This window comes from Flavobacterium sp. (genome assembly GCF_029242675.1).
Taxonomy (GTDB): domain Bacteria; phylum Bacteroidota; class Bacteroidia; order Flavobacteriales; family Flavobacteriaceae; genus Flavobacterium.
Map to the genome: position 1 here is coordinate 1 of NZ_JAQWTM010000278.1, position 1,546 is coordinate 1,546.

A 1,546-nucleotide genomic window follows, 5' to 3' on the forward strand; every position below is an offset into this window, starting at 1 on the left:
TTTATGCCATTTTTAACAGAGGAGATTTGGCAAATACTAGCTCCAAGAACAAAAGAGGAAGCATTAATTGTATCCACTTGGCCAGAAATGAAGCCTTTTAACACCGCATTAATCGCTGATTTCGAAAACACAATGGAAGTAATCTCCGGACTGAGAACGATTCGTAAAGACAAGAATATTCCGTTTAAGGATGCAATCGAGTTAAAAGCAATTAATAATGATAAGGTCTCAACTTATTTTGATTCGGTTGTAACCAAATTAGGAAACATCACAACCTTAGAATATGTTACTGAAAAAGTAGATGGCGCGTTATCCTACCGTGTGAATTCGAATGAATATTTTATTCCAATTACTGGAAATATTAATGTTGAAGAAGAAATTGCCAAACTAACAGCTGAATTAGAGTACACGAAAGGTTTCTTGAAATCAGTTCAGAATAAGTTGGCAAATGAGAAATTTGTAAACGGTGCGCCAGAGAAGGTTTTGGCAAACGAAAGACAAAAAGAAGCCGATGCGCTAGCTAAAATCGAAACTATTGAAAGTAGTTTAGCTGGATTGAAATAATCAATTTACTTTATATCTAACCCGTTTCACTTTATGAGACGGGTTTTTTTATGACTTGTAATTTTGAATATGAAACGTATAAAGATGTTTTCTCCAATATCGCGTTGGATTTAGTTCGTTTTTATCGGTAAACTACATGACGCTTGTGTTTTAAAGAGTTTTTGGTCCTTTCATCGATTTAACTATTCTAACTCGCTAATCCTTATTACTTTTGGAGTATAATACCACATTAAATCACTTATGCGCATGAAACAGACTTATGATTCTATCTATGTTAAAGAATATTATGAAGGATATTCAATTGGTGTAAATCCATTTTCTTCATCCAATTTTATTCAAAGTAGCGAGGCCATTGTTGCTGGATTTCAATCAGGACGTTCAGAATATGAACGAATGAATGGTTTCTTAAGTGGAGGAATCCCAAATCGTATTTTAACAGATAAGATTTTAGAAGATTACTTGCTTGCGGGTATGTTAGGAATGTCAATTGATACTCTTGGATACACACCTTATCAAATCAATACAATAGTTTTATGGTACCAAAGCGGTGTTGAGAAATACGAGCCTAATCAATTTGATTCCCTCTTTGGGGTGCTTGAGGAGTTGGAAATAGAACTCATTAAATAGGTTGTACATCTTACATTTTCATTCAAATACATTTTGATTGTACATAAATACAAAAACAAAAAACTCGTTTAGTACTTACTAAACGAGTTTTTTTTGTGCGCGCCCTAAACACAAGATTTTTTTACTGCTAAAGATACGTAGAACATGGTGTTCCATTTAAAATAAATTTGAAATGTATTTAGAATTCAATTTTTCAACAGCAATAACGAATACAAAACCAACGGTATAGGCAAACATATCTGACCATGAGAAGGAACTTCCTAATACAATCTTTAATGGTTTCGAATGTTGTAAGCCAAGAATATCCAAAAGATGTAAATATTGCGCTAGTTCGACAACATAGCAAAAAAGCAAT

At 33.2% G+C, this 1,546-nt stretch carries 3 protein-coding genes; 2 read left to right on the forward strand and 1 reads right to left on the reverse strand.

All coding sequences use genetic code 11. The features are described from left to right. The coding region (locus tag P8M54_RS10210) for a class I tRNA ligase family protein (protein ID WP_300287724.1) at window positions 1-564 on the forward strand (564 nt) is incomplete at its 5' end. Between the two features lie 246 nt (window positions 565-810). Next, complete coding sequence (locus P8M54_RS10215) at window positions 811-1,191, forward strand: hypothetical protein (protein ID WP_300287726.1); 381 nt, start codon at window positions 811-813, stop codon at window positions 1,189-1,191. 156 nt (window positions 1,192-1,347) lie between these two features. Here P8M54_RS10215 and P8M54_RS10220 read toward each other — a convergent pair. Beyond that, a partial coding sequence (locus tag P8M54_RS10220) for a DUF2809 domain-containing protein (RefSeq protein WP_300287727.1) occupies window positions 1,348-1,546 on the reverse strand: 199 nt, incomplete at its 5' end.

Bases quoted from the DNA above. Each gene is read 5' to 3' on its own strand.
- P8M54_RS10215 (WP_300287726.1), top strand. From the start codon at position 811: ATGAAACAGACTTATGATTCTATCTATGTTAAAGAATATTATGAAGGA.